This is a genomic window from Ruegeria sp. BB1 (genome assembly GCF_056539465.1).
Map to the genome: position 1 here is coordinate 217800 of NZ_JBQFVB010000004.1, position 20451 is coordinate 238250.

The 20451-nt window shown below is 58.1% G+C and carries 26 protein-coding genes; 5 read left to right on the forward strand and 21 right to left on the reverse strand.

The annotated features are described in order from the left end of the window. Positions 1 to 59: 59 nt before the first annotated feature. The 5 genes from ACR0AL_RS11995 to hmgA are packed head-to-tail and all read right to left on the reverse strand — an operon-like array spanning position 60 to position 4780. The gene (locus ACR0AL_RS11995; RefSeq protein WP_480663176.1) at positions 60 to 1010 is read right to left on the reverse strand and encodes an MBL fold metallo-hydrolase; all 951 of its coding nucleotides are present in this window, start codon (positions 1008 to 1010) and stop codon (positions 60 to 62) included. Then, positions 1010 to 1486, reverse strand: coding sequence for a DUF2059 domain-containing protein (locus ACR0AL_RS12000; RefSeq protein ID WP_170359943.1), 477 nt, complete (start codon positions 1484 to 1486; stop codon positions 1010 to 1012). The genes ACR0AL_RS11995 and ACR0AL_RS12000 overlap by 1 nt, the downstream gene beginning before the upstream one ends. Before the next feature lie 28 nt (positions 1487 to 1514). Beyond that, complete coding sequence (gene fahA, locus ACR0AL_RS12005) at positions 1515 to 2771, reverse strand: fumarylacetoacetase (RefSeq protein ID WP_480663178.1); 1257 nt, start codon at positions 2769 to 2771, stop codon at positions 1515 to 1517. Positions 2772 to 2793: 22 nt separating this feature from the next. Next, positions 2794 to 3417: a LysE family translocator gene (locus tag ACR0AL_RS12010; RefSeq protein ID WP_480663180.1), complete on the reverse strand. Its 624-nt coding sequence runs from the start codon at positions 3415 to 3417 to the stop codon at positions 2794 to 2796. 7 nt (positions 3418 to 3424) lie between these two features. Further along, entirely contained in the window at positions 3425 to 4780 is a 1356-nt protein-coding gene (hmgA, locus tag ACR0AL_RS12015) for a homogentisate 1,2-dioxygenase (RefSeq protein ID WP_480663182.1), read from the reverse strand. A gap of 57 nt (positions 4781 to 4837) precedes the next feature. Between hmgA and ACR0AL_RS12020 the strand changes: the two genes are divergently transcribed. Further along, the gene (locus ACR0AL_RS12020) at positions 4838 to 5290 is read left to right on the forward strand and encodes a MarR family winged helix-turn-helix transcriptional regulator (RefSeq protein WP_480663184.1); all 453 of its coding nucleotides are present in this window, start codon (positions 4838 to 4840) and stop codon (positions 5288 to 5290) included. A gap of 65 nt (positions 5291 to 5355) precedes the next feature. Then, a complete protein-coding gene (locus tag ACR0AL_RS12025) occupies positions 5356 to 6594 on the forward strand; it encodes an adenylate/guanylate cyclase domain-containing protein (protein ID WP_170350310.1) in 1239 nt (412 codons plus the stop codon). 26 nt (positions 6595 to 6620) lie between these two features. Here ACR0AL_RS12025 and ACR0AL_RS12030 read toward each other — a convergent pair whose 3' ends face one another. Beyond that, on the reverse strand, positions 6621 to 7439 hold the full coding sequence (locus ACR0AL_RS12030; RefSeq protein WP_170350311.1) for a DUF2189 domain-containing protein: 819 nt from the start codon (positions 7437 to 7439) through the stop codon (positions 6621 to 6623). A 96-nt stretch (positions 7440 to 7535) separates the two neighbouring features. Beyond that, positions 7536 to 8345: a division plane positioning ATPase MipZ gene (locus ACR0AL_RS12035; RefSeq protein ID WP_170350312.1), complete on the reverse strand. Its 810-nt coding sequence runs from the start codon at positions 8343 to 8345 to the stop codon at positions 7536 to 7538. 206 nt (positions 8346 to 8551) lie between these two features. Between ACR0AL_RS12035 and ACR0AL_RS12040 the strand changes: the two genes are divergently transcribed. Further along, positions 8552 to 9439, forward strand: a complete 888-nt coding sequence (locus ACR0AL_RS12040; RefSeq protein ID WP_480663186.1) for an AEC family transporter — start codon at positions 8552 to 8554, stop codon at positions 9437 to 9439. Positions 9440 to 9518: 79 nt separating this feature from the next. Then, positions 9519 to 11114 carry an MFS transporter gene (locus ACR0AL_RS12045; protein WP_480663188.1) on the forward strand — a complete coding sequence of 532 codons (1596 nt, stop codon included), beginning with the start codon at positions 9519 to 9521 and terminating at the stop codon, positions 11112 to 11114. 45 nt (positions 11115 to 11159) lie between these two features. On the opposite strand, the gene ACR0AL_RS12050 is transcribed toward ACR0AL_RS12045, so the two are convergent. From ACR0AL_RS12050 to rplS, 3 genes are all read right to left on the reverse strand, one after another. Further along, positions 11160 to 11387: a hypothetical protein gene (locus ACR0AL_RS12050; protein ID WP_170517944.1), complete on the reverse strand. Its 228-nt coding sequence runs from the start codon at positions 11385 to 11387 to the stop codon at positions 11160 to 11162. Between the two features lie 214 nt (positions 11388 to 11601). Then, positions 11602 to 11823 (reverse strand): 50S ribosomal protein L31, encoded by a 222-nt coding sequence (rpmE, locus tag ACR0AL_RS12055; protein ID WP_170350316.1) that lies wholly within the window; start codon positions 11821 to 11823, stop codon positions 11602 to 11604. 11 nt (positions 11824 to 11834) lie between these two features. Next, positions 11835 to 12218 carry a 50S ribosomal protein L19 gene (gene rplS, locus ACR0AL_RS12060; RefSeq protein WP_170350317.1) on the reverse strand — a complete coding sequence of 128 codons (384 nt, stop codon included), beginning with the start codon at positions 12216 to 12218 and terminating at the stop codon, positions 11835 to 11837. A 380-nt stretch (positions 12219 to 12598) separates the two neighbouring features. Between rplS and ACR0AL_RS12065 the strand changes: the two genes are divergently transcribed. Further along, positions 12599 to 13399, forward strand: a complete 801-nt coding sequence (locus ACR0AL_RS12065) for a glycoside hydrolase family 25 protein (RefSeq protein WP_170350318.1) — start codon at positions 12599 to 12601, stop codon at positions 13397 to 13399. Here the strand turns inward: ACR0AL_RS12065 and trmD are convergent. The 11 genes from trmD to ACR0AL_RS12120 form a co-directional block, all read right to left on the reverse strand. Further along, positions 13396 to 14193, reverse strand: a complete 798-nt coding sequence (gene trmD / locus ACR0AL_RS12070) for a tRNA (guanosine(37)-N1)-methyltransferase TrmD (RefSeq protein ID WP_170350319.1) — start codon at positions 14191 to 14193, stop codon at positions 13396 to 13398. The genes ACR0AL_RS12065 and trmD overlap by 4 nt on opposite strands. Continuing rightward, a complete protein-coding gene (locus tag ACR0AL_RS12075) occupies positions 14190 to 15005 on the reverse strand; it encodes a hypothetical protein (RefSeq protein ID WP_170350320.1) in 816 nt (271 codons plus the stop codon). The genes trmD and ACR0AL_RS12075 overlap by 4 nt, the downstream gene beginning before the upstream one ends. Further along, positions 15005 to 15508 (reverse strand): ribosome maturation factor RimM, encoded by a 504-nt coding sequence (gene rimM / locus ACR0AL_RS12080; protein ID WP_170350321.1) that lies wholly within the window; start codon positions 15506 to 15508, stop codon positions 15005 to 15007. Before rimM ends, ACR0AL_RS12075 begins: the two co-directional genes overlap by 1 nt. Then, positions 15501 to 15650, reverse strand: coding sequence for a hypothetical protein (locus ACR0AL_RS12085; RefSeq protein ID WP_165590802.1), 150 nt, complete (start codon positions 15648 to 15650; stop codon positions 15501 to 15503). The genes rimM and ACR0AL_RS12085 overlap by 8 nt, the downstream gene beginning before the upstream one ends. A gap of 2 nt (positions 15651 to 15652) precedes the next feature. After that, positions 15653 to 16288 carry a 5,6-dimethylbenzimidazole synthase gene (gene bluB / locus ACR0AL_RS12090; protein WP_480663190.1) on the reverse strand — a complete coding sequence of 212 codons (636 nt, stop codon included), beginning with the start codon at positions 16286 to 16288 and terminating at the stop codon, positions 15653 to 15655. Between the two features lie 12 nt (positions 16289 to 16300). Next, positions 16301 to 16690 carry a 30S ribosomal protein S16 gene (rpsP, locus tag ACR0AL_RS12095; RefSeq protein ID WP_170350323.1) on the reverse strand — a complete coding sequence of 130 codons (390 nt, stop codon included), beginning with the start codon at positions 16688 to 16690 and terminating at the stop codon, positions 16301 to 16303. 43 nt (positions 16691 to 16733) lie between these two features. Then, entirely contained in the window at positions 16734 to 17030 is a 297-nt protein-coding gene (locus ACR0AL_RS12100) for a chorismate mutase (protein ID WP_170350324.1), read from the reverse strand. A gap of 34 nt (positions 17031 to 17064) precedes the next feature. Continuing rightward, positions 17065 to 17616 carry a GNAT family N-acetyltransferase gene (locus ACR0AL_RS12105; protein ID WP_170350325.1) on the reverse strand — a complete coding sequence of 184 codons (552 nt, stop codon included), beginning with the start codon at positions 17614 to 17616 and terminating at the stop codon, positions 17065 to 17067. Next, the gene (locus tag ACR0AL_RS12110) at positions 17613 to 18170 is read right to left on the reverse strand and encodes a GNAT family N-acetyltransferase (RefSeq protein ID WP_170350326.1); all 558 of its coding nucleotides are present in this window, start codon (positions 18168 to 18170) and stop codon (positions 17613 to 17615) included. The genes ACR0AL_RS12105 and ACR0AL_RS12110 overlap by 4 nt, the downstream gene beginning before the upstream one ends. Beyond that, entirely contained in the window at positions 18167 to 19672 is a 1506-nt protein-coding gene (ffh, locus tag ACR0AL_RS12115; RefSeq protein WP_170350327.1) for a signal recognition particle protein, read from the reverse strand. Before ffh ends, ACR0AL_RS12110 begins: the two co-directional genes overlap by 4 nt. Positions 19673 to 19878: 206 nt before the next feature. Beyond that, on the reverse strand, positions 19879 to 20397 hold the full coding sequence (locus tag ACR0AL_RS12120) for a hypothetical protein (RefSeq protein ID WP_480663192.1): 519 nt from the start codon (positions 20395 to 20397) through the stop codon (positions 19879 to 19881). Positions 20398 to 20451 lie beyond the last annotated feature (54 nt).

Consider the following 20451-nt stretch of genomic DNA (forward strand, 5'->3'; position numbering starts at 1 on the left):
AATGCTTTCATTGATTTTTCCGACGCAAAACGATCTGGATCAAATGCGACGGAATGTCCTTAACTTTGCAGATTCGACCACATCTCAAGGTCGCGCTGGGCGGTCCAGATGCGTGGGGTGTCAATGCCGCGTGCCTCGTCATAGGCGCGCGCGACGTTGAAGGGCAAACAGTGTTCATAGATCGCATAGTCGGCGAATTTGGGGTCGCATTCAGCGCGCACAGCTTCCCAGGCCTGTTTTAAGGTGCCGCCACACGCGGCGACCCGTGCCACCGGTCGGTAGGTGCTGTTGACGAAGTCGCGGGTGCTTTCAATCGCTGCGTTCACCATGTCTGCCCCGATCAGCGCATCTCCGCGCCCCGGGGCGATGGCATTCAGATCAAACGCCTTGATTGCGTCCAGCGTACCGCCCCAGTCGCCGAAATGCCCGTCACCGCAGTAGCAGGCGGAATGATATTCGACGATGTCGCCAGTGAACATTACGTTCTGGTCTGGCACATGAATCACGATGTCCCCGGCAGTGTGGGCGCGACCCAGGTGCATGAGGTCGACCCTGCGATTGCCCAGATAAACAGTCATCCTGTCCCGAAATGAAGTCGTGGGCCATGTCAGGCCGGGAATGCTTTCGTGCCCTTCAAACAGGCGGGGAAAGCGCTGAAACTCGCTATCCCAATCCTCTTGCCCGCGTTCGGCAACCATAGCGCGGGCCTTGTCCGACATGATGATCTGCTGCGCCTCGTAGGCACTCGCGCCCAGTACACGGACCGCATGATAATGCGTCAGCGCCAAATGTGTAATCGGCTTATCCGTGACCGAACGCACGCAGTCGATCACCTTGCGTGCCAGCTGCGGTGTGGCTTGTGCTTCGATAATCATCACGCTGTCGTCGCCGATGATTACGCCGGAATTTGGATCGCCCTGCGCTGTAAAGGCATATAGGCCCTCGCCAATTTCGGTGAACGAGATCGCCTTCTCAGAAAGATCCGATTGCGAGGCGAAGGCCTTTGTCATCAGTTTGTTTCCTGCAGGATCTTTGCCAACTCAGGTGTGACTTGTAACGTCACGCGCTGCATGTCAGCGGACAGGGCTCCCATGGTTTGCTGCATGAACGGCTGCATTTTGCCCATGATGGCGCTGCCATGCTCTGATCCGTAGAAATCGATCAATGCAGACAGTTCTTCGGCCGAGAACAAGTCAGCGCTGCTGTCGATCATCTGCTGTTCCAATTTCGGACGCAGGCTTTGCATCGCGCCAGACATCACAACACCAATACGCTGCAACTGATCCTCCGTCACAGTAACGCCCGGCGGAAGAGTGGCCGCAACCTGCGCTGCCATACCTTCGGGTGAGAACATGTTGTCCATCATCAATTGCACATCCGGCAACTTCACATATTCCTCGGCTAAGGCTTGATTATCGGCGGCCAAGGCCGAATGGCTGAACCCGATGGCCAGTATCAGAGAAGCAACAAGAGTTTTCAGGGTCACGTTTGATCCAATCACGTTTGGGCACGTTTCATCGTGCATATGGGGTGTCGAGCGCGGCGAGAACGGTTCCGGTGCAATTGCCGAAGCCAATCGTGTAACCGGCACCTTTGGCAGCGCCCTTCAACTCTAACGTGTCGCCATCTTCGATGAAACTGCGGGATTCACCGCTGTCCAGTGTCAGGGGTTCCTTTCCTCCCCAGCTTAGCTCCAGCAGTGAGCCGCGTTCGGGCTTAGTTGGACCCGAAATGGTGCCAGACCCCAGCAGATCGCCGGTGTTCATCGGGCAGCCGGATGTGGTGTGATGCGCCAGTTGCTGCGCGGCTGAATAGTACATTTCCTTGTAATTGGTCCGCGCGATGGTTGTGGCGGCCTTGCCATTGGGCGCCATTGAGATTTCCAGATCGATATCATACAGCATCGGGCCGCAATCTTTCAGGTGATCCAGCAGTTCGACCTCACGTTCCGGAGTGTCGCAGCGGAACGGCTCCAACGCCGCTTTGGTGATGATCCACGGGCTGATCGAAGTGGCCGTGGCCTTGGCCTGAAACGGGCCGAGAGGCTGGTATTCCCAGGCCTGGATATCACGCGCGGACCAGTCGTTCAGCAGGACGTAGCCAAAGATGTTGTCATCCGCCTCCTGCACCGAGATCGGACCCTCCGACGGGGTGCCGACGATGGCGCCCATCTCAAGCTCGATATCGAACCGTGCCGAGGGGGCAAAGCGGGGCGTGTCGTCATTCGGCCCTTTCAGCTGACCCCAGGGGCGGCGAATGTCCGTACCCGAGACAACAACTGACGACGCCCGGCCGTTATAACCGATCGGGATGTGTAGCCAGTTCGGCGGCAGCGCGTTTTCCGGGCCGCGGAACATGGTTCCGACATTCTGGGCGTGATGCCGTCCCGCGTAGAAATCGGTGTATTCGCTGACGGCAAACGGCATGTGCATTTCAGCCTCTGCCTGCGCGATAAGCAGGGGTTCGACCTTGTCTTGCTCTTCCGACCCTTCGGTCAGCAAATCTGTCAACCGATCGCGCAGGGCAGCCCAGACGGCGGGGCCTTGCTCCATCAGCGGGTTCCAAAAGGGCAGGTCAAACAGTGGCTCATCGGACAGGTCGATCAAACCCTCGGCTTCGGCCGTGGTGACATCCAGGATCAAGTCTCCGATGGCGACACCACAGCGGGGCTCGTCGCCCCCGGTCGAAAACACGCCAAAGGGCAGGTTGTTCAGTGGAAAAGGGTGGGCCGCGTCATTGGCCGAGGCCACCCAGGATTTCATCAAAGGCATCTGTGATCCTTGTTTGTCTGATCTATTGCGCGTCGCGCAAGGATTTTAGCCCCAGCAAAAGCGCGGCCACTATCATGAACCCGCCCCCAGCCCGATCCAGCCACAGCCGCGCCGAACCTTTGAGCCGCAAAGCCAGCCAGCTGGCGCTGCCGCCATAGGCGGTCAAAAACAGCCCGTCGATGGCCAGATAGGTGGCAGAGAGGAGTGCGAACTGCGGCCAGAACGGCAGCGTGCCGTCAATGAATAGCGGGAACAAGGCCGCGAAGAACACCACAGCCTTGGGATTGGCTGCTGAAGTAATAAAGCCCTGCATCCAAAGCGCCTTGCTGCTGGCGCGCGGCGCGGTCTGCGTGGTCGTGCGGTCCGCCTTTACGATCATCTTCACCCCAAGGAACACCAGATAGGCCACGCCTAGCCATTTGATCACCGCCAGCGCTGTGCCCGAGGCCGCAATGATCGCGGCCAGACCAAGCCCCGCAGCGAGCATTTGCAACAGATTGGCCGTCAGGTCTCCGGCTGCCGTGAACACGCCGCGTTTCAGGCCATTGGTTGCGGAATTGGACAGCATCAGCAATTGGCTGGGGCCGGGTGTGCTCATCAGCAGCAAGACGGTGACGACATAGGTGATCCAGATATCAAAGCTCATCTCAGCCTCACTTTTTGCCAGGGGTTCCGTCGAACTTTTTCTCAAGAGAGGTCCAGCAGTCAATGTAATCGTCCTGCAAGGGGGCCTCGTTGGCGGCAAAAGGCGTCAGATGCTGTGGAAAGCGGGTCTCGAACATGAAGGACATGGTGTTGTCCAGCTTGTCGGGGCCAAGGTTGGCATTCGAGGCCTTTTCGAACGCCTCGCGATCCGGCCCGTGCGGCAGCATCATGTTGTGAAGGCTCATCCCACCGGGAACAAAGCCCTGCGGTTTGGCGTCATACTGACCGTAGATGTTGCCCATCAGCTCAGACATGATGTTCTTGTGATACCATGGCGGGCGGAACGTATCCTCGGCCACCATCCAGCGTTCGCGGAACAGGACAAAGTCGATATTGGCCGTGCCCGGCTGCCCCGAGGGCGCAGTCAGCACAGTAAAGATCGACGGGTCGGGGTGATCAAACAGGATCGCGCCGACCGGGCAATAGGTGCGCAGATCGTATTTGTAGGGCGCATAGTTGCCGTGCCACGCGACCACGTCCAGCGGGCTTTGGCCGATCTTCGTTGTATGGAACTGCCCGCACCATTTGACGGTCACGGTCGAGGGCACCTCGCGGTCTTCAAACGCCGCCACCGGCGCTTTGAAGTCTCGCGGATTGGCCATGCAATTGGCGCCGATCGGGCCACGACCGGGCATCTCGAATTTCTGACCGTAGTTCTCGCAGACAAAGCCACGTGCGGGGCCTTCCAGTACCTCGACGCGAAAGACCAGTCCGCGCGGGATGATGGCAATCTCTTTAGGTTCCAGATCAATAATCCCCAGTTCGGTCGCAAAGCGCAGGCGGCCTTCCTGCGGCACCACCAGCAGCTCGGAATCGGCTGAGAAGAAGTAGGCATCCACCATCGACTCGGTAACCAGATAGATATGGCTGGCCATGCCCACCTGCGTGTTCACATCGCCCGCCGTGGTCATCGTGCGCATGCCCGTTAACCAGGTCAGCCCCTGATCGGAATGAGGCACTGCATCCCAGCGATACTGGCCCAGACTGATCACATCCGGATCAACGCAAGGCGCGGATTTCCAATAGGGCAGGTCTACCTTTTCGTAGCGATGCGAATGCTTGACCGAAGGCCGGATGCGGTAACACCACGTCCGCTCGGGCGGGTTGGCGGTAAAGGCCGTGCCGCTGAGTTGTTCTCCATAAAGGCCATAATTACAGCGCTGCGGGCTGTTCATTCCCTGTGGTAACGCGCCAGGCAAGGCCTCGGTTTCAAAGTCATTTCCAAAGCCAGGCATATAGCCTGCATGGGTGCCCACGGGCGTGCTGGCCTGGGTCATTTTATGCGGATCAGTCGGATGGTTCATCCTGTGTTCCTCCATTTGCTGCTTGAGGAATAATAGTTGTTTTTGTAACTAACAAGCATGACAGATGATCAATTTAGCGAAAATGATGGCTTTGATCTGCAAGATTTCCTGCCCTATCTGCTGAACCGCGCGGCCGAGGAAATCTCGTTAGAGTTCCAGCAGATCTACAAGGATCGTTACGGTATGCTGCGCACCGAATGGCGGGTTCTGTTTCACCTGGGCAATTATGGAGAGATGACAGCCAAAGAGATCGGCGAACGCGCCCGATTGCACAAAACCAAGATCAGCCGCGCAGTACACAGGTTAGAGTCCCGCCGGTACCTGGTGCGCAATCGCAGTGAAACAGACCGCAGGGTCGAAAACCTGATTTTGACCCACATGGGGCAATCCGTCTATCGCGAGCTAAGCGGTATTGCCGAGCAATATGACGCAAAACTGACGGCCCAATTTAACCCAGATGAAGTCGTGCTGTTGCGCAATATGCTGCGGCGGCTGGCACATATGGATTGAGCACTGGTAATCGCGGCCCCTGGTCCCCAGATGACAACCAGAGCGGACACTGGAAAAATATTAAAATGACAACCCTGACTGCCGAAACGGCAAAATCCAATGATCTTATTGACTGGTTGGTTACACGCGGCCTGGAAGGGGCAGCGAAAGAAGAGCTGCTGGATGGCTATTGCAACAAACTTTTGGAACTTGGCGTGCCGCTAATGCGTTTTCACGCCGCGCAGTCGGCCTTGCATCCCGTTTACGGCGGGACCGGCTTCAGCTGGTACGAGGGCAGGGGCGGAGAATCCGAGACCTTTGAGTATTCCGAGCAACCCAGCGAACAATGGCAGCAAAGCCCTTTGTTTGCGATCTTGAACAATGAGATAGACGAGATCCGCGAACGCCTGGTCGATCAGAATGAGCCCAGCCGTTTTCCCTTGTTAAACGACCTGCGTCAGATTGGTGCGACCGACTATTACGCCACCGGTGTTAATTTTGACGTTCCCACCCATAACGCTCCGAAAGACGCCAAAAAGGCGGTGGACGGGGTGCTGTTGTCTTGGACATCGAACGCCCCCAAGGGGTTCGAGGACAAAGATCTGGAATTGATCCACACAGCCTTGCCCCATCTGGGGTTGGCGCTGAAATCTGCTGCAAGTGCGCGTGTTTCCAAGGATTTGATGCGGGTCTATCTGGGTCGCGATGCGGGACGGCGGGTGCTGTCTGGTGAAATCCGGCGGGGATCACTGCAGCAGATCGATGCGGTGATGTGGAATTTTGACCTGGAAGGATTCACCAGCCTCTCCGAAGAGCTACCGGGTGCTGAAATCATCGACATGCTGAATGACTATCTGGCCGTAGCCGTTGGTGTCGTTCACGACAATGACGGCAATATTCTGAAATTCATGGGCGATGGGCTGATGGCGATGTTCGACGTCGGCGAGATCGACGAAGACGCGCGCGCCGCGCTGAAGGCTGTACCGATGTTGCAGCAGCGGATGGAGGCCCTGAACGCCCGCCGTAAGGCAAACGGTTTGCCAGTGGCCAACTTTACTCTGGCCCTGCATGCGGGCGAGATTCTGTATGGCAATATCGGGTCCGAGACCCGGTTGGATTTCACTGTTATCGGGCCAGCAGTAAACCAGACCGCACGGATCGCTGGGATGCATCGGTCGCTGGGGCAGAGAATTCTGATCTCGGATGACGTGGCCCGCGCCGCTCAGCCTTGCGGCCAGGACCTGATCTCGGTTGGGCGTTACATGTTGCGCGGTGTGTCCGAGCCGAAAGAGTTGTTTACGGTCTACAATGCCGCCGAGGCCTAGCCGGGGCATTTAACTGGCTGGATTGATTAGCTCTCTGCCGGTGAAACGGCCCGCTGATACAGGTGCCAGGTGGTGTGGCCAAGGATCGGCAGAGTGAAGATTAAGCCTAGAAAAGCCGGAACCATCGACAACAGCATGGTGACCGAAATGATCGCCGCCCAACTAAGCATGACCACCGGGTTTTCCGTGACGACGCGAATGGACGTTATCATGGCAGAAACGAAATTGGTTTCCCGGTCCAGCAGCATGGGCATGGCGATGACGGTCACCGAGAACAGCACAGCAGACAGAAAGCCGCCTACGCAGGTGCCAACAGCCAGAAAAGTCCAGCCCTGCGGCGTGAAGAAGACTGTGTTCAAGAACCCGTCAAAATCCGAAAAGGATGCATTCTGCAGGATAATCGCCAGCCAAAGCCGAACCTGATATACCCACACCCAGAATATGAACAGGGTGACGAAGGCCATCCAGCCCAGTTCACGCTTGCGTTGATTGGCCATGACGGTGAGGATTTCAGACCAGCCGAAGCTTTCCCCTTTTTGCAACCGACGGGACATTTCATAAAGCCCGGCCGCGGCAAACGGCGCGACCAGTGGAAAGCCTACAATGGCGGGAATGATCATCCAAATCTTGCCGAGCCAGACCAGACCCCAAACAAACACGATACCGAAAACCGCATAGAAGAGGCCGAAGAAACCGCTCATTAAGGGGCGAGCCAAAAAGTCGGAAAACCCGGCCTTCAGCGACGCAGTGATATCACCGGCGGTTACTTTGTTGACTTTGGGCATAGCCTGCTGCTGCGGCGTCAGTTTGTCAGGTGGCGTGGAACCAGCGGTCTTGGATGTCATGACATGCCTCCTCCGCAAACAAGTTTGCGTCAGGGGCAGCGCAAGAGCAAGGGTGGAGTATGGCTGCTTGGTTATGCAGCCTTGTCAGAACAACTTCTAAAAGTCGATCTCGACCCCAGGCAGGTTCAATTCCTTCATCATGTCGCGCAGTTCCTGCCGGGCTGCGATGTTCGAGATGTTCAGCTGTTTGACCCCGATATCCTTGAGGTCCAACAGTGTCAGGCCACGCGGGAACAACTCTCGAAAGATGACCCGTTCGGAAAAGCCCGACGCGACACGGAAGCCGATGCGCTGGGACAGCATTTCGATCGCGCGCTGCATCTTTTCCTTGTTGACCATACGCTGTGTACCGACGCGGTTGCGCACGACCACCCAGTCGATGGGTTTGAGCCCGGCCTGCGCCCGCAATTGCCGCGCGTTCCAGACCATTTCGGAATAGACCGAGGGTCCAAGGATCTTCTCGCCCTTTGAATCGATCCGTGCCAACAGGTCAAAGTCGATGAAGCTGTCGTTCAGCGGTGTGATCAGCGTGTCGGCCAGCGAATGCGCAACCTGACTGAGGCGGGTATGCGAGCCGGGGCAGTCGATCAGGATAAAATCGCTGTCGCTTTCCAGTTCAGAAACGGCGGCGGACAGGCGGTGGTCATAGATATTCTCACCGGGTTTCAGCTTGGAGGCGTCGATCTCGGGCAGGTCATGGTGGCGCGGGCTGGGCAAGGGGACCTCGGATCCGTTCATGAATTTGCCGCGATTTTCGAAATACCGCCCCAGGCTGCGCTGTCTCAGATCCAGGTCCAGGGTGCTGACTTTGTGACCCAGCCGTGCCAGTGCGGTGGCCACATGCATCGACACGGTCGATTTGCCTGCGCCGCCCTTCTCGTTTCCGACTACGATGATATGTGCCATGCCTGTATTCCCATGTCCCGCCGTGCTTCGCACACGTTGTTGCGAACCACTATATGTTGTGGAAACCGAGATGGGAAGAACCTCAATCGGTGATTTCAGGCTCTAAATTGGAAAACTATGACGTGGAATAGGGTTAAGCTGTGTGCTTGTCAAAAGCGGTGCCCTGTTTCAGTGTCAGACGCAAAGAATTGCGATAGGGGCGACCGGTGGATCATCTGTTTCTGAACGTTCTGAACGTGGTCCTACCCGTCTTGATCTGCGCCGGAATCGGATATTGTCTGGCCCTGATCAAAGCGCCGTTCGACAATAAGGTGATCGGGGGGATCGTGTCGCGGGTGGGGTATCCGACGCTGATCATCTCGCATCTGTCCGCTACCAGTATCGCTATTGGTACTTTTCTGGATGTAATGGCCGCCGCTGCACTGGCCATCGCCGGATTCGGAGTGCTGGGGTTCGTCGCCCTCAAGGCAATGCGCCTGCCGGTACGCGCATTTCTGACACCGCTGATGCACAGCAACGTGGGTAATATCGGCTTGCCGATCACGCTGCTGGCGTTGGGGGACGCAGGCATGGCCTATGCGATGGGGTTCGTTGTCGTCGTGCTGATCAGTATCTTCACCATCGGCATGTGGATTCCGGCCGGAGAATTCTCGCCCCGTAAAATTGCCACCTCGCCGATCATCTACGCTGTGACCCTTTCGCTGATTTTAATGGCGACTGGGTACAGCCTGCCGCAACCTATCGCCAAGTCCTTCGACATTCTCGGCGGGTTATCGATTCCGCTGATGTTGCTGACGCTGGGCCATACACTGGCGACTTTGCGGATCAAACGTCTGGGTCTGGCGGTGGTGCTGACCCTGCTGCATCTGGTTATGGCGGTTGCGATCTCAAGCGCGCTGGTTTGGGCGTTTGGCTTTACCGGGGCTGAACGCGGCGCGTTTATCCTGTGTTGTCTGATGCCATCTTCGGTTGCGACCTACCTGTTCATTGATCAGCACTTGCCGGAATACGGCCCGGATGTGGCCGGATTCATTTTGGTTTCGACACTGACCACGATTGTTGTTCTACCGGTTGCGCTGTCCTACTGGATCTGACGCGCACCCTATGCGAAGCGAAAAAAACTGCTAAACTGCTGATAAATTGGATTAAAGACCTACAATCTAAGGGGCGTTGATGACTGACAAGACCTCGGAACAAGTCACCCCGCAGGCTCGTGCCCGCGTGGTGCTGGCGATGACGGCGATCTGTATGATGGTCGTGGGGTTTAATACCACCGCCGTGACCACCATCCTGCCCAACCTGAAAGCCGAGTTCGACCTGACCCCGTCCGGGCTGCAATGGGTGATGGCAACTTATTCCGTAGCCAGCGCGACGCTTGTCACCATCGTCAGCCGTCTGGGCGACATTACCGGAAAGATGGGCGTATTTTTCTTTGGTATGATCGTCTTTGCGATCGGGTCGGCCTTGGCGCTGTTTGCTCAGGATGGGGTGATGCTGCTGATTGGTCGTGGTGCGCAGGGGGCAGGGGCAGCAGCGCTGTTCGGCACTTCGTTGTCTTTGTTGACCGCCGCTACGCCCGAAGAACAACGCGCCAGTGTCACCGGGGCCTGGGGCGCGATCGTTGGTCTGGCCATCGGTGTCGGGCCTATCGTCGGCGGGGCCTTTGGCCACTATGTCAGTTGGCGAGCGGTTTTTGCGGCCGACCTGGTGCTGCTGGCGGTGGCTTTCGCCATCGGACTGCTCGTCAGCAGACGGAAATACATACCCGACACCCGCCTTGCCGGGGCGAAATTTGACTATCCGGGTGCAGTTGCCATCCTGTTGTTCCTCGGGCCACTTTCCTTTGCGCTCAGCAATGGGGAAAGCGGTGGATGGGCCACGCCGCTTACGTTGGTGCCGTTGGCCATCGCGGCAATGGCGACCGTCGTACTGGTGATTGTCTCACGCCGCAGCTCAGATCCGCTGGTTGAACTGCGATACTTTCGCCATCCGCGTTACTTTATGGCAGCGGCGGGCATGTTTGTTACCGGTTTCACGCTGTTCTGCTTCTTTGTATATTTCAACACCTTCGTGCAGTCGCCGGACGCCTTCAGATACAGCTCTATCGGGGCAGGGTTAGCGATCATGCCGCTCAGCCTCAGCATGTTCGTCATCTCGGTGACCGCGCCCCGCTTTTTGGCGCCCTACAGTTTCCGGTGGCCCGTTACAATTGGCCTGGGGGCGATGGCCTGCGGGTTCCTGTTGCTGATGACAACCAACAATTCCACCCAATATGCCGAGATTTGGTGGAAGCTTTTGATTGTCGGCGTCGGTATGGGCATCTGTTTTTCCTTGCTGCCGCGCCTCGGCCTGCGTCTTCTACCCGAAGAACATGTTGGCCAGGGGTCAGGCGTGATCAACGCCTGCCTCTATTTCGGAGCCACCCTTGGAGCGGTGGTCGGTGGACTGGCCGAGTCCATCACAATTCGTCGCGGTCTGTCCGAGGTGATCGCTGCGCTGCCCGCTGGGTCAACCCAGCGCGAGGATCTGGCACATGCGCTGACCCACGGCACGCCCAGCCAGATCCAGCAATTGATCGCGGGGATGGACCCGTCGACCAGCTCTGTCTTAGCCAAAGCTTTGCGCGAATTGCAGGACAATGCCTTTGACAGCGCCATGTTGGTCGCCGCGGTTGCCGCGCTTGTCGGCATGGTACTGGCCTTGCTGCTACTGCGCGGGCCGGTGCCGCCGTTGCACAGTGCGGCAGAGCTGACGCGCGCACCCAGGTAAATGCATTAGCGGAAAAGGACGTCGACCGGTCTGGATCAAATGGGTTTAACCTCCAAGGTACACCCCATCTTTGGGTCGATAGAAAACCTTCTGATCGTGCAGCTTGCCAAGAAGATCATGGACGCGGCGCAGGGTGTTTTCGCGATCCACTTTCCCATCATCCGTTTCATCTGGTGTTGCCAGCGAACGGGAGGCAGCCAAGCCGCGCAAGGCTGTTTCGATCAGATCCATATCCTGCACCGAAAGTTCGAACATATCATTGTACTTGGGCATTTTAGGGTCTCCGTCGTATCAGGGCGGTTCTTGGTGCTAAGTGTAACACCTTTTCAGCATTGTGCGGCGATCACTGCGTGTGACGCGTGAGATCGGCGAGGGTGCCTTCAGGGGCTTCCTTTCTGGCAGGCCCTTTGTATCGTCTCACATGCCTGTCCCAAAAAGAAAAAGGCCGCCCCTCGGGACGGCCTTTCGCATTCGAAACGGGGTGGGATTAGAAGCCCAGACCTTCGTATTTCTTCTTGAACTTCGACACGCGGCCGCCGGCGTCCATCAGGCGCGACGAGCCACCGGTCCACGCGGGGTGCGAGGAGGGGTCGATTTCCAATGCCAGCTGGTCGCCTTCGCTGCCCCAGGTGGATTTCATCTGAACCACGGTGCCATCGGTCATTTTGACGTTGATGAAGTGGTAATCGGGATGGATGTCTTTTTTCATCTTTCCGCTCCTTACGCCTCGGCGCCAGCTTTGGGCTTGTAGTTTGTGACTTCTGCGATACGTGCGGATTTACCGCGACGGGTGCGCAGATAGTACAGTTTGGCGCGACGGACGCGGCCACGGCGGACAACGGTGATGCTGTCGATGTTGGTCGAATGCAGTGGGAACACACGCTCCACACCTTCGCCAAACGAGATTTTGCGGACGGTGAACGATCCGGCGATGCCGTCGCCACCTTTGCGCGCGATGCAGACGCCTTCGTAGTTCTGCACACGGGTGCGCGACCCTTCGGTCACTTTAAAGCCGACACGGATGGTGTCACCGGCTTTGAAATCGGGGATGTCTTTCCCCAGGGCGGCAATCTGTTCCGCCTCAAGCTGTGCGATCAAGTCCATCGCAGTTACTCCTATCTGCTCGTGGTTGGTCCACGAAGTTAAGCACGGCCTGAGAGCTCTTGGTCTTCACCGGGTCCTGCGTACAGCCCGCCAGAGGTCAGATCGAATGTTCCTTTGGTCTGGCCTGCCCTGACACGCCGTGGCTGAAGAAAGCTAAGCGATGCGCCATGATGCAAACCAAAACACCGGAGTCGCGTTACGCGGCACCGGATTGCGCTGCTTTACGGGGTTTGCGATCAGGGATCAAGATAAAAACACCATATTTTCAACGCAAGGGTGGTGGGTTTTCGCCGTAAGCAAACTGCACCGTTGCGTTATCAGGCGGATCAGGCATTCTGGGGGCAATTATAAGAGCAGTAATTTAAAAACAGGAACCGATCATGCGCATTGCATTGATGCTGGCCGTCATGGCCTTTGCGACCCTGTCCTGTGGTCGCAGCACACCTCCGCCTCAAAAGGTCGAGGCCAAAGCTTTTCTAAGTACAACTTCCCCTTCAGTCATCTACCCGGCCTTTGGCGACGCCGACCCGCATGACTGGGATGGGCGGCATCCTGGCCACTATCCGGTGCATGGGCTGGATGTCTCACGCTGGCAGGGGCCGATCGACTGGCATCAGGCCAAGGCATCAGGCGTCAGTTTTGTGTTCATCAAAGCGACCGAAGGTGGAGATGTCGCCGACCCCTTGTTCGAAGACCATCGCCGTGGCGCGCAAGCTGCGGGCGTGCCGTGGGGGGCGTATCATTATTATTATTTCTGCCGCCCAGCGCATGAACAGGCCCGATGGTTCATCAAGAACGTGCCAAAAGGGGCTGACCTGCCGCATGTGCTGGATATGGAGTGGACGCCGCATTCCAGAACCTGCAGGTTGCGCCCCGATGGTGCCACCGTCCGGGCCGAGGCTAAGCGGTTTCTAGATATCTTGGAACGTCACTATGGACGCCGTCCGATCGTCTATACAACGGTGGATTTTCATGGGGATACAGAAATAGGACGTCTGCGCGGGACCGAATTCTGGCTGCGATCCGTTGCCGGACACCCCCATCAGGTTTATCCGAGATCGTCCTGGCGGTTCTGGCAATATACCGGCACCGGGCTGGTGCCTGGCGTGCAGGGCAAGGTGGATATCAACACGTTCAACGGCCACCCCGAAAGCTGGGCGCGCTGGAAGGCGGGGGGCTAGTCCCGCTCCTTTCGGTAGATCTCCCACAGATCGGGTCGCCGTTCGCGGGTGATCTGTTCTGACATTTCGTGCCGCCAATCGGCAATGCGCCCGTGGTGGCCGGACATCAGAATGTCGGGGATCGGGCGGCCCTTCCATTCAGCGGGGCGCGTGTATTGCGGATGCTCCAGCAAACCAGACGAAAAGCTTTCTTCCTCGGCCGAGGCTTGATTGCCCAATACGCCGGGGATCAATCGCACCGTGGCGTCGATGAGTGCTTGCGCTGCGATCTCACCACCGGTCATAACGAAGTCGCCCAAGCTGACCTCTTGGACGCCATAATGTTCCAGCACCCGCTCATCGACGCCCTCGAAGCGACCACACAGCAGGGTCATGCCGTCGCAGCGCGCGAGGTTTTGCATCATACGTTGATCCATCCGGCGTCCACGCGGGCTGAGATAGATCAGCGGCCAATTGCCCTGAACACCCGCCATCGTGTGTTCGATCGCCTCTCCAAGAACGTCGGCACGCAGCACCATGCCTGCACCACCACCCGCAGGTGTGTCGTCGACGTTGCGATGTTTGCCGATGCCGAACGGGCGCAGATCAACGGTTTCCAGCTGCCACAAACCTTCCTGTAATGCCTTTCCGGTCAGGCTTTCGCCCAGCACCCCAGGAAAGGCTGAAGGAAACAGAGTGATGATCTTGGCCTTCCACACCCCATGCAGATCAGGCGTAGGAGTCAACAGCTCGCGCGGTTTCAGGGTTGGCCGGATCGCCTTGCGACCGTGGGATTTACTGGGTTTGTCTGTCATGTCGTGCCGGTCAGAGCGCCTTTTGCGCGTTCAATTATCGCCGTCTTTTGCGCAATCAAGGCGGCTTCGTCCAGACGCGAGCGATTCAAATCCAGCAATTCCGCCAGAACGTCCTCGGGTAGGCGATTGTTCACCCGGGAAGGCGGCACCAGACGTTTGGTCTTGTCGCGCGACAGGTTCAGAAATTCGGCGAACGGGGTGCCGGGACCAAAGCGTTGCAGTTGCAATTCCTCAAGCCAACCTGTCTTCACCGTGACTGAAGGCAGCCGTTCGCGGATTTGGTCTGCCGTGTCTTGCAAAGATGGCAGATGATCCATACTTGCCCGGAAGGCTTCGAAGTCATGGACCTGACGCATGCGTTCCAGATCATGCGCCCAGAGGCTGCGCAGCCAGCCGCCGCGCTGGCGCAAGGACAGGTAGATCGTGATTTCGACCTCTTGCTGGTCAAAGCGGTGCCGGACCGCGTCCACCAGACAAGCGGCAAGTTCCGGTGCGGCTGCATAGCCCTGTTCGATGTTGCGGCTAGGGCGTAATCCGGCAAAGTTTTCTTCGCTGACGATCAATCCGCGTCTGGTGCCGAAATCCAGTGTTTCGAGAAAGGCGCGCATCCGGGTTCCGAATTCGGACAACGTACCCACGGTGCCATATATGGAATGTGTGGTGGCCGCGCGGGATAGGCCCGAGTTTCGGGTGCGATAGGGCAAGATCAGCGAGAAATGCGGCCAGATCAATTCGCGGTTGTCATACAGGAAAGACTGGGCCGCGGTGGTGCCGGTTTTGTGCAGCCCTAGATGCAACAAAACCCTCCGCATCAGATCAGCCCTTCGGGCGGATCAGCGACAATGCGGCCCTTGTCCAGATCAACCGTCGGAACAGCCTCGCGCGTAAAAGGCAGCAAGACCGTAGATTTCAGACCCGGACCATGCAGTTCCAGCAAGTCGGCTGCGCCGTGGTTCTGCACCGATTTCACCCGGCCCAGCAGAGTGCCGCCTGTATCATAAACCTCAAGCCCGATCAGATCGGTATGATAAAATTCGTCGTCGGGCAACGAGGGTAGCTGATCGCGACGGGCATACAGACGCAGGCCATTGATCGCGTCCGCTTGTTCTTTGGTTTCAATCCCGCCCAATCGGGCGGCGAACCCGTTCTTGATGGGGCGGGTCAAAACCAAGGGGTAACGCTCGCCGCCGTTTTCGTCCGTCAGTGGGGAATAGGTCTCGATATCCTCGGGGACCGCGCAAAAGCTTTTCAGGCGCACTTCGCCGCGCACCCCGTACGAGCCCGCAATGCTGCCGACACAGATCAGATCACTCATTTGGCTTGTCCACCGTCACACATAATCCGTCCTGCCAATCGCCGCGTGCCTCACAGGCCTCGCGCTGGTTCGAGCGTTCAAAGAACACGCCCACAATAAATGCGATCATCAGCAGGATGGGAAGTCGAATAAGCCCGAACATTCTTAGCGCACCTCAATCGGCAGCGTGTCGTGGCGGCTTTCCCAGCCAACACGTTCCAATTCGGGGGTGTCGGAAAATTCTTCCGGCTGCCCGACGCAGAAATAGCCGATCAGGCGCCAGTCGTCCGGCACGTTCAAGTCACGGGCCAGCCGGTCAGGGTCCAGGATCGACACCCAACCCAGTCCGAGCCCTTCGGCCCGCAAGGCCAGCCAGAACAGGGTAACGGCGGACACAACAGAATAGCGCCGCATCTCGGGCATCGTTCCGGCACCCAGACCTTGCCCCTTATCGGTGGCATCATCGCAGAACACGGCCAATTGTACCGGGGCTTCTTGCATGCCGGACAGTTTCAACTGGCTGTAAAGTTGCGCTTTTTCGCCGGAGTAACCGTCCAACGCCTGCGCGTTGGCGGTTTGGAAATTTTCAAGCGCCGCGGCACGCGCGGCTTCGCTTTCGACGCGGATCACACGCCAGGGTTCGCTAAGCCCAACCGAAGGGGCCAAGCGAAACGCGTCGAGGCAGCGCGTCAGCACTGCCTCGTCTATCGCATCGGTGCGGAACCGGCGCACATCGCGCCGGAGCCGCATTAACAGATCGAACTGCGTGCGGAAATCGTCAGTGAAAGTCTGATCCTGCACGCGCTCGCCTGCTTATTCTTCTGCTGCTGCTTCTTCAGCCGGTGCAGCAGCTGCTTCGGCAGCTTCAGCAGCCTTTGCAGCTTTCTCTTCCGCGCGTTCCTGAGCTTTCTTGCCCGGGGTCCCCTTGTTGGGGTTGTTACGCTCGGCTTTGTCACGGGTGCCAGCGGCTTCCAGCATGCGCGCGATACGGTCGGTAGGCTGTGCGCCCTGATCCAGCCAGTACTGGATACGCTCCATGTTCATTTTCACGCGCTCTTCGCTGTCTTTCGGCAGCAGCGGGTTGTAGGTGCCCAGTTTCTCGATGAAACGACCGTCGCGAGGCATGCGGCTGTCAGCAGCCACGATGCGGTAGAAAGGACGTTTTTTCGAGCCGCCGCGGGCGAGACGAATTTTCATTGCCATGGTGGTATCTCCTTTGGATGGCGTTTACCGGGATCGTTTCCGGTTAATTCTGGTGTTTCTTGTGGTGTCGGATGACTTCCTGAATGATGAAATTCAGGAAAGCCTTGGCGAAGTCGGGGTCTAGATCGGCCTCTTTCGCCAGGTCTTCTAATCGTGCGATCTGCGCAGCCTCGCGCGAAGGATCGGACGGGGGAAGGTCGTGTGCGGCCTTGAGCTTGCCAACAGCCTGCGTGTGCTTGAACCGCTCGCCCAGCGTATAGACAAGGATCGCGTCCAGCCGGTCGATGCTTTCGCGATGCTCTTTCAACAGCGCGGCAGCCTGTGTCACGGGGTTGGTCATTGGCCGTTCCTCTTTGCGGGCAAAGCGATGTGGGTCATGCGTAGGCCTCCATGCCGCCATTCACCAGATCGGCGGGGGCAGGGTGGCGCCAGATTTCGGTCGCGCCGAATTTCGGGTGTTCGTAGTGATAGTCGAGCTTAGCGCCCAGCCGTTTGGCCACGGCCTTGCTGGCGTGGTTTTCCGGGTCGATCAGTGAAATCGCCGTGTCCCAGCCCAATATGTCATAGGCATGGGCGCGCGCGGCCAGAGCGGCCTCGGTCGCATAGCCCTTTCCGGTCGCATGATTCATCAGGGTCCAACCGACCTCGGGCTCGGGCCAACCTTCGGGGAACCAAAGGCCGATCCGCCCGACATAGTTGCCAGTGTCTTTTTCGTCGACGCTCCAATATCCATAACCACGCAGAGCCCAATGGCCAAAATGCATGGCAATGATCCGCCACACTTCATCCCGACGCAGAGGTCCGCCGACATACTTCGCAGCATCGCTGGCAAAGAATGCGGCGTCCGCGTCCAGATCAGTTTCAGATGGTGCGCGCAGGATCAGACGTTCGGTTTCCAGAGTCGGTATGGCCAGAGCAAGTTTCATGCCGGCACCTCGCCATAGCGCCAGACATGCTGGTCTGCATCAAATGCACGTTCGGCAACTGCGTCCCGCGAAGCACCCAAGCGCTGTGCCAACGCATTCGAACGGGCATTTGAAGCCGATACATAGCTTACGAATTGCCCAGATCCCAACAGGTCAAAACCGAAATCGCGAACAGCTGAGCACGCCTCGGTGGCGTAACCCTGCAGTCTGTGATCCGCGCGGAACAGGTAACCAAGCTCGGGCTCCTGATCGTCCCATTCGAGACCCAGAATGACAAAGCCAATGACCTGAGCATCCTCTTTCAGTGTGACGGTGAACAGACCATGTCCGTGCAACAGCCAGCCGGAGGTATAGTAGGAGAACTCGGTCCAGGCGTCCTGATTGGTGTCGCCAAAGCTCTCTTTACAGATCGACGTCCACACTGGCAGGTCGTCCAAAGTGGGTGCGCGCAGAACCAGCCGCCGGGTCTTAAGGACCGGCAGGGCCGCGCGATACTGCGCTGCTGCCATCGCCGCCTTGCCGGACGGGGGCTGGGTGCAGCGTGCTGGGGTCACTTTTTCTTTCCGAACCCGCTGAGACCCGGAGGCAGACCCATGCCGCCACCCATACCGGGCATGCCGGGCATTTTGCCGCCCATTGCCTTGGCCGCCTGTTCCAGCGCCTTGGGGTCCATGCCTGCGGCCATTTCTTCGGGCGACGGGCCACCTTTGCCGAACATGCCCTTCATCGCTTGTTTCAGCATCTTGCCTTTACCCATCTTGCCCATCTTTTTCATCATGTCCGACATCTGCCGGTGCATCTTGAGCAGTTTGTTGAGGTCGCTGACCTCCATACCGGAACCGGCTGCAATGCGTTTCTTGCGGCTGGCCTGCAGCAGTTGCGGGTTGGCACGTTCGCGCTTGGTCATCGACTGTATCAGGGCGATCTGCTGGCGCAGGATTTTGTCGTCCAGACCGGCCTGATCCATCTGCTTGGCCATCTTGTTCATGCCCGGCATCATGCCCATCATGCCCTGCATGCCACCCATCTGGATCATCTGCTCCAGCTGCATTTTCAGGTCGTTCATGTTGAACTGACCTTTGACCATGCGCTTCATCATGCGCTCGGTCTGTTCCATCTCCATCGTTTCCTGGGCCTTTTCGACCAGAGCAACGATGTCGCCCATGCCCAGAATACGACCAGCGATCCGGTCCGGCTCAAAGGTTTCGAGGGCGTCCATCTTCTCGCCCAGGCCGACAAAGCGGATCGGTTTGCCGGTGACCGCGCGCATCGACAGCGCCGCGCCGCCACGTCCGTCGCCGTCCATACGGGTCAGCACCACGCCCGAGATGCCGACCTTGGCGTCGAACTCTTCGGCCACCTCAACGGCGACCTGACCGGTCAGGCCGTCAACCACCAGCAGGGTTTCGCGTGGGTCAACCGCATTGCGCACCTGCTCGACCTCGTCCATCAGGACTTCGTCGATATGCAGACGGCCCGCGGTGTCGAGCATATAGACGTCATAGCCACCCAGCGTCGCCTGTTGCTTGGCGCGCTTGGCAATGTCGACCGGTTTTTGGCCAGGGACGATCGGCAGGGTATCGACGCCGACCTGTGTGCCCAGAACGGCCAGCTGATCCATCGCCGCCGGGCGATAGACGTCCAGCGAGGCCATAAGGACCTTCTTGCCCTCTTTCTCTTTCAGGCGTTTGGCGAGTTTACCGGTGGTGGTCGTCTTACCCGAACCCTGCAGACCGACCATTAGGATCGGGGCAGGCGGGTTGTCGATCTTCAGCGCACCGGGGTCTTCCTCGCCGCGCAGTACATCAACCAGCGCGTCATGCACGATCTTGACGACCTGCTGACCTGGGGTGATCGACTTGGTGACCGCCTGACCGGTGGCCTGGCTTTGAACCTTCTTGACGAATTCACGGGCAACCGGCAGCGAGACGTCAGCCTCAAGCAGCGCAACCCGAACCTCACGCAGGGCGGTCTTGACGTCTTCCTCGGACAGGGCGCCCTGCTTGGTCAGCCGGTCAAAGACGCCGGAAAGGCGTTCGGATAGATTTTCAAACATGCCTTCGGCCTCCTTAGCCGGTTATCTCGTGGCGCCTCTTAGATAAGAAACACCGGTTAAATGCACAATTGCCCCCTCCCACTGAATTAGACGTGGGGGTAATGCCAAATGACATTGCCCCCACGGGCGAAACTCGCTGGTGGGGGGCGATCCCTGAACGACTCAAGGGACCGGAAGATCAGATGCTTCCGGATGTTGGCGGCGATTTAGGCCGATTGGCTGACAGAGTCAACCTTGCGTGCCGGAAGCCATTCATTGACGGCATCCACCAGCCGATGCGCGCCGCGCCCACTGGAATAGGCCTCAACAATGGGGTGCCGACCCGCGCTCATGCCTTTGTCCAGTATGAGTACGGGGCGATACAGCGTAGATGAGCCCTTGTTGCTGCGCGAAATCGTTGTTTCAATCTCGGCATGGGACAGGTTCGACAGCATGTGTTCGACGGCATCATAGCCAAAAACCGAATGCCTGCGGATCACGATGCTGTCTTTGTCCCGGTCCAGAATGACCTGAACGCGCCGTACAAAAGCGCAGAAGGCCCCAAGTCCTAACCCTCCGCCGCCGAGGGCGAATATCAGGCCGAACAGGATGGCCTCGCCCCCCTCGGTCATCAAGAAGAGACCGAGGCCGACAAAGATTAGAATAAATAAGACAAGTGTGATGCCTATGAACCATGGGGTATCGGACAGGATCAGTTGGTTCGGTGTATTGCGCGTGACTTTCATGGCGGCACGCTAGCACTGTGTCGCGGGTCTGTCGTGTCTTGAATCTTGTTCCAT